The following is a 7234-nucleotide window of genomic DNA, read 5'->3' as shown; positions in this document are numbered from 1 at the left end:
AAACGCTGGAAGCGGATCAAGGGGTTTAACCAACTGAAGCTGGTCGTGAATAACGTTCAGTTTCGGGATGGAGAACGGGTGGATGATCAATCCGGCAGAGACGCCGCCTGATGCTCATACACCAGATTTGACAATAACTCCCAGCACGCTCAACGCATCGCTTTGAGCAAAATGGCGTAAGTCATTAGGCCGATTACTGTCGTAGAGCATCGGCAGGCAGGGCACGTTGGCGTAGTCCGCGGCAAAGTGGCTGCGGGTGACTTCCAGGTTTTTCATGGTGCCTTCACGGATTGCTACGCTGGGCACTACCACAACAAACTTCTTGAAGCCGTACACCTTATTCAATTCATACATGGTGCGAATAAAGGTGTAGGTTTTGCCGGTACCGGTTTCCATCTCGATGGTTAAGTGTGGGCAAAACTCGTCGCTTACCTGCCCCTCATCGCTCTTGACGGTCCAGCGGTCGGCCTGCAGCGTGGCAACGGTTTCAATGCCGTTGCTGGCCTGCACCTTGTGCACATTTTCCAGCACCTGCTGTTCGGTGAGCACCAACGAATTGCCAATACTACCATCCCCGGCGTAGTTCACGCTGGCAGTGGAACTGACCAGTTCAAACTCCCCGGTGGCCAGCGGCTGGCCGTCAAACACCTGCACGACCGACTGCACCGCACGCTCCTGGTAGGCCTGATGAGTAAACTGCAGCGTCATCTTGTGTGACATATCAAGCTCCTTAAATTACCAGCAGGCTGATATCCTGCGCGGCCAAATCAAGCTGCAGGTTACTCAGCTGTTCATCACCTTGCGCCCCCACAAAACAGGAATTGAGCATGATGACCTGGGCCGGGCTGGCACTGAGAATCTCATCGCGCAAGGCCTCAACATAGGGTTCAAAGCATAGCCACAGGTAGCGGTCATCTTCTCTTAACACGCGGTGAACGGTAACGCCGCAAGCCAACTTGCGCGGCTTGCTGATTGCATGAACACCCAAGGCCCCCAGGCCATTTTTAAGCAGTAGCTCGGTGAGCATAGCGATCTGTTCATCAGGGGCTTTTTCAGTATTCTGCAAAGCATCGAGCTGTTGGCGAATAGCGCCGGGGTCGCTGATATCGCTGTTCCACACCTTGAAGTTGCTGGGTGCCAGGGTGAAATTCGCACAGGCCAGCCCTTCCGTTTTTTCCGGGTGTTCGGCTTTTAGCTTGGCGATGACTTTTTCAATACGGGCACGGGTAATATCCGCAATGGTGCGGTAACCGGCTTTGTAGGCATCAGATTTTTCATCCAGTACTTCTGGTAGTTGCACAGCTATACATTGACGACCACCTTCATCCTCTAAATTAAGCTCAACTACTGACTGAACAGTTGTTCCTGAACCGGCAAAGAAATCGAGAATAATGTCATCTTTCGAGCAAGCTATTTGTAGTATTCTTTTTATCAGGCCAGTGGGCTTTGGATTATCAAATGGTGCAGACTCACGAAATATTCTTTTCAGCTCTTTTCTTGCACCATCAGTGTGACCCACTTCTTCATAAGACCAGTATGTAGTAGGTATTACGCCCTGTTGCACTTCACTAAGATATCTTTTTAGCTGAGGCGCCCCTTTACCGTCTTTACCAAAGAAAACCCTACCTTCATCAATCCACTCTTGCATCCTTGACTGGCTCGTTAGCCAACAACGACCTTTTGTCGGCGAATACTTCTCCCCTGTGTTAGGATTAGTTATTTCGTAAAGGTAAGCTTCAGAAACTGTTTTTACTGTTAAGTTATCGGGCCTCCAAAGACCTTTTCCATCATTGCTATCGTATTTGTACAATGCGTTTTGTTTTTCAGTTCTTGGCAAAAGATTTCTGTTGAAATTGCTTGATTTCTGATAGACCAAAACATAATCATGCATGGATGGGATACCTTTTGCGTCATTGGAAGCAGCATACCTCTTATGCCAAATTATGCTTGACACAAAATTTTCCTCACCAAACACCTCGTCACAAAGTAACTTTAAATTTGCTGCTTCGTGATCGTCAATGCTCATAAAGATGACGCCATCTTCACGCAATAGGTTACGTGCCAAGTAAAGACGGGGGTACATCATTGACAGCCAGGCGCTGTGATACTGGCCGCTTTCCTTGCTGTTTTTCTTCCACAGGCTCTGTTTGTTTAAAAAGCCTGCCTCGTTTTTTTCGCCGGTGCGTTTTTGGTACTCGTCCAGGGTTTCCGAGTAGTCATCCGGGTAAACAAAGCTGTCGTTGCCGGTGTTGTAGGGCGGGTCAATGTAAATCATCTTGACCTTACCGTAATAGCTTTTCTGCAGCACACGCAGCACTTCCAGGTTCTCCCCTTCAATCAGCATGTGCTGGGCGCTTTCTGGGTTGTTGGCATCCGGCCGTAGGGTGTGGCTGGTTTTCTTTTGAATCTCACGCCGTGCGTCTTTTTTACCTGCCCAGCTCAGCTCATAGTGCTCGGCAGGTGCCAGGCGCTCTTCTCCCATCAGCTCTTTGAGGCGCTCCAGGTTTAACTGGTTGTCGCTAATCACTTCCGGAGCGGTTTGGCGTAGCAGGTTTAAAAGCTGCTGCTGTCGCTCTTGCTGGGCATCAGGGCTGTGTCCTAGTTCATTAATCTCAGTCGTATGATGGCTTGTGTCCATTAGATTCTTTCTCCTGATGCGGTGTGGTTCTATCCTGGTATTGCTTAAGTGCCGCTACACCACCTGCCAACGCAGGGTGAAGAGCAGTTCTGTTTCAGTGGTTTCCTTTAACCTAACCTGCAAGGAATCAATCAGTTCGTCGCGTTTGTCGATGATCTCATCTTCGGCATTGAAAATTTCGCGGCGCTGCTGGCGCTGCTGGCGTTCGAGAGCGGCGATTTTTTCCTGATAGGCGTTTTGTTCCTGTAGGGTGATGGCCTTACGGGCATCGCGCTTGTGCTGTTTAAGCTGGGCCTTGGTGTTTTTAAGGGCTTCTTCAGCGGCCAGCAGTTTATCGTCAGCCCACTTTTCCAGCTTGTCGCGCTCTTCCATAAATAGCCGCTGGTTATCTTCCAGCAGCTCGGCCGTCACCGCTTGCAACTGGCACTGGCTATTTTCGACCAAGGCCGCTGGAGGCTGGAGCGAAATAGCGCTTGGCACGCCCCGAGCTTCTACCGACATTAGTTTTTCACAGGCTTCTTGGTCCAGCAGTACGCCACTATCGGTCATGCCGCTAAACAGTAGCCGTTCAGTGGTTTCAAAAGCGGTAAAGGCTAGGCGCTGCAGTGTCAGCCAGCCAGACTGCCCAACCAGCGCTTCCACCTGCGAGAGCTTGGTTTCATGGCGTTGGTAATCAAAGGTGACACTTGCCACTGGCGTAGCTGCCTGACGAGCCTGCTGCAAAGCCCACTCCCCCAGCGGATGGCTCAAACGGTAGGCATGGGCCAGCATATCCGCTTGAGTGGCCCCACGAATTAGTTGATAGTGTCCCGGCGGAGCGTGTTGACTCACATCACTGGGCACATCCTGCAGGGCAAAACTATAGGTTTGTGGCTCAAAACGGGCGTACTTGGCCAGCGCATAGCGGCTAACGCCCCAAAACCAGCGGCCTATTTTATCCAGTCGGGCTTCAGCTTCGTCCAGCCGCAGTTTAAGCCGGTCATGAACGTCTTCATCGAAGTTTTCTAGCAACTTTTCCTGGGTTTCCTGCACGCGGTGGGTAATCACTTCTTCTAGCTCGCTTTGCAACTGATTGAAGGCGGCTTCAATTTCCTCTGGCGTGCGGCAGGTATCATAAATGGTCAGAATACGTTTTTCGAAGTCAATGCCGCTTTCAATGCGTCCCAGCACTTCATCAGAGGCACCAAACACGCCGGAAAACAGATTGAGCTTTTCTGACAGTAGCTCCAGCACGCGTTGATCCGCCTGATTGCGGGTATTAAGGAAGTTGATTACTACCACGTCAAACTGTTGACCATAGCGATGGCAGCGGCCGATACGCTGTTCAACGCGTTGGGGGTTCCAGGGCAGGTCATAATTAATCAACAGTGCACAAAACTGCAGGTTTACCCCTTCGGCGGCGGCTTCGGTAGCAATCATGATATCCGCGCCGTTTTTGTCTCGGAAATGGTCAATCAAGGCAGTGCGCTTATCAATCTGTGCCGAACCAGTCACTCGGTCGGTGCCTCTGTGCTCTTCCAACCATTGGCGGTAGATCACTTGGCTTTCCGGGTGGTTATTGGTACCGCTAAACAACACCAGCTTGCCCGCGTAGCCGTTAGCTGAGAGAAACTGGTGGAGGTACTCCTGGGTGCGGCGCGATTCGGTAAAGATAATCGCTTTGCGCGGCGCACGATAGGCTTGCATGTTCTCAAAGCCAAGGGTTAAAGCAGAAAGCAAGGCGCTGGCTTTAGTGTGGTCATTCAGATTACTTGCTTGCTCAATAATGCCCCCTAGTTCAGCCATTTCTTCTTCTAGGGCACGCGTTAAATTGGTGGGGTTATTAGCATCTGCTGCTATTGCTGCCGACGCGCTCTCTTGAGTTTGTTCTTCTAATGCTTCAAGCGTATCGCTTTCCAAGTCTTCTTCATCCGCCAGGGTGTACCACCAGCTGGAGCCATTAGACACTGAGACTAAATTTTCATGCATCTCCTTAAGCTGCTGTTCCAGACGTTGATAAATACTGCTAAGGGTACCCATAATGGCTGGAGTACTAGAGGCAAGTAATTTACGCAGAATCAGACCTGTCAGATGGCGCTGACTTTTCGGCAAAGCAAAAGAGTGCTCACGCTGCAAAAAGGCTGAGACAGCATCGTAAACTGCTTGCTCGTCATCAGTTGGCTCAAAGGGTTGAGTAAGGGCTTTGCGCTGAGTGTATTGCACATATTCCAACACATCTTTACGCAATGTGCGGTGGGTAAAGTGTTTTATCCTTTCGCGCAATTCCGGCAGGTTAGCATCATTATTCACAAACTGCTTACGGAAGGCTTTATCGTCGCCAAATAGATGCTCATCAATCAGAGTAGACAACCCATAAAGCTCCATGAGCGAGTTTTGCAGCGGCGTGGCGGTCAACAATAGCTTTTTACGCCCTTCCAGGGCGCGGCGTAATGCTTGTCCAATACGGTTGCTTGGACGATGGGCATTGCGCAGTTTGTGGGCCTCATCCAATACGACTAGATCCCATGGAATACCGCGCAGCTCTTCTTCCAGTCGAGTCGCAAAATGATACGACATAATCACAATGTTGCTACGCGTTATGTATTCGAGCGTCTGCAACACATTTCCGACTGCCTCTTGGCGCAATACAGCCGCATCCACTACTTTGGTGGGGACTGCGAATTTCTCATACAGCTCTTGTGCCCATTGCTTACGCAAGCTGGCGGGTGCAATTATCAAAATACGGCGACGACGCTCCGCCCATAGCTGGCAAACTACCAAGGCGGCCTCAATGGTTTTACCTAACCCTACTTCATCAGCCAGCAGTACACCTTGTTGTAGCGGGTTACGCATAGCAAACAGCGCCGCTTCAATTTGGTGTGGGTTTAAATCCACACTGGCATCAAACAGAGACTGTGATAGGCGATCAACCCCCCTATCAGCATGGCGTTTGGTTAACTCGTAGGCATAATATTTTGCGTGGTAGGCGGTGATGCTCATTTAAAATCCTGTGCAGAAATAAACACTAACACGTTCACCCGCTCCTGAGACGCTCCTAAATACTCCACCTTCGGGTTCGCAGCCCAAACACTGGTATTCATGTCGACCAAGATCACCACTGGGGCTTCTGGGGCTTCCAGCCCTTTTACCGCTGCAACATTAAACATACGCTCGTTGTACTGTAGTTTTTGTTTTTGGAGCGCTTGCAACACTTGGCTGTTAGCCACCTTAAAGGGGGTAAGCAGTAAAATATCCTGCGGTTGAAAGCCGTCTTGCTCCAGTTCGGCAATTGCTCTCTGTAATAGCGGCCATTGGTCTTGGGGCCTTTTCCACGTGTAAACAGCCACTGCTTTTTGGCTGCTGGGCAGGTACTCCCCTGGCTCTGCGACAGCGTCGTGACGCTCTTTTAGCCAGCAGGCAATTTCATAGGCATTGCGGTAAATACTCGCCTCAGTACGGGAAGGCAATGCTTCTAACTCAGCGTCGCTTAGACGTGGATAAACCGTGACCATTCTACCTCCCTGTCAGATTGCGGTGGCTACTTTGCCACTCTTGGGCTTAATCAAGCTAAGCTAACTTGCCTAGTATTCTACGCAAAGGTGTGATGTCTGGCATCTGCTTAGGTAATACGCGTCCTCAGATCACCCAATCACGCCATATCTCTACCCCAGCCATCGTGCCGCTTGTTGGCGCCCCTGATGCTTCCACTTGTCAATCTCGATGGTGGTCTTGACTAATCGTGGCATTCCTTATTCACCATTATGCTTTTAGGGTGTATAGCTGCCTTGCCATCTGGTCTATTTTTCTCGCCACGCTAACGTCACTAGCCAGCGCTCCGGCAGCACTTTAGCCCCCATGCGGCACACATAACGCCTAAGTATGCATATTCAAAAATAACGCGACATTAGTTGTCGCATCACCACCATAACGTATGCCTCTAACATCAAAAAGAGTAAAAGTGATGGTGATGATGCCCGATTGTTTACTTACTGATGATTGCGCTCGGCAGGAGCTTGTGAAGTGGCAGGCGGATCGCGACACATGGGCCGAAACGCTGCCTGTTATGAGCTTTTTTAGCCAGTTCTTAATGTTGTCTCCTATTACTGATCAATATTTCGGTAGCGCCAGCACCGATGGCAAGTTTCTCTATTTTTGCCCACGCTATAGCGCCACACTCACAGAGGAATCGCGCCTCTATTTACAGGCGCATCTGATTTGGCACTGTGTGGCAGGCCATCTTACCGCCCCCTTGGTGGCTAGCCGGCATCGTTGGCACCTGGCGTGCGACCATGAAGTGAACACGCTGCTGCTGGCGTTAGGTGTTGCGCTACCGGTTGATGCACCGCTGTTCCCGGTGTGCGTGGGCCGCAATGCAATGGAGGTGTATCGCTGGTTGGAGGGGCACCCTGACACATCGCTCGAAGTGACGGCAGATACTCACCCTGCCGAGCTTTGGTGGCACTTGCCCAATGCGCAACCCGATGTGCGAGTTGCCATGCTCTGGCGCCATCGCGCCCACCTCATCACCAAAGCGACCCATGAGTTACCCGAGAGAGTCGCTAAGTTTTGTGAGGTTCGGTAAACTCTTAATCTTTATCACAGCGGCCAAGGTTGGCG

The 7234-nt window shown here is 50.8% G+C and carries 5 protein-coding genes; 1 reads left to right on the top strand and 4 read right to left on the bottom strand.

Annotated features, from left to right (window positions below; all coding sequences use genetic code 11):
- Positions 1-114 precede the first annotated feature (114 nt).
- Genes AC13CY_RS12960 through AC13CY_RS12945 form a run of 4 tightly spaced genes read right to left on the bottom strand, consistent with a single transcriptional unit; the run spans position 115 to position 6129 of the window.
- Entirely contained in the window at positions 115-720 is a 606-nt protein-coding gene (locus AC13CY_RS12960; RefSeq protein ID WP_483052636.1) for a DEAD/DEAH box helicase family protein, read from the bottom strand.
- Positions 721-730: 10 nt separating this feature from the next.
- Positions 731-2638 carry a site-specific DNA-methyltransferase gene (locus tag AC13CY_RS12955; RefSeq protein WP_483052635.1) on the bottom strand — a complete coding sequence of 636 codons (1908 nt, stop codon included), beginning with the start codon at positions 2636-2638 and terminating at the stop codon, positions 731-733.
- 54 nt (positions 2639-2692) lie between these two features.
- Complete coding sequence (locus tag AC13CY_RS12950) at positions 2693-5617, bottom strand: SNF2-related protein (RefSeq protein ID WP_483052634.1); 2925 nt, start codon at positions 5615-5617, stop codon at positions 2693-2695.
- Positions 5614-6129 (bottom strand): hypothetical protein, encoded by a 516-nt coding sequence (locus tag AC13CY_RS12945; RefSeq protein WP_483052633.1) that lies wholly within the window; start codon positions 6127-6129, stop codon positions 5614-5616. The genes AC13CY_RS12950 and AC13CY_RS12945 overlap by 4 nt, the downstream gene beginning before the upstream one ends.
- A gap of 449 nt (positions 6130-6578) precedes the next feature.
- Here AC13CY_RS12945 and AC13CY_RS12940 point away from each other — a divergent pair, with 449 nt between their 5' ends.
- Positions 6579-7199 (top strand): DUF2201 family putative metallopeptidase, encoded by a 621-nt coding sequence (locus AC13CY_RS12940; RefSeq protein WP_483052632.1) that lies wholly within the window; start codon positions 6579-6581, stop codon positions 7197-7199.
- The last annotated feature ends 35 nt before the right edge of the window (positions 7200-7234 follow it).

Source organism: Vreelandella sp. L-15 (assembly GCF_056857635.1).
The sequence above is the reverse complement of the archived record's forward strand: the minus strand, read 5'-3'. Positions and strand labels throughout refer to the sequence as shown.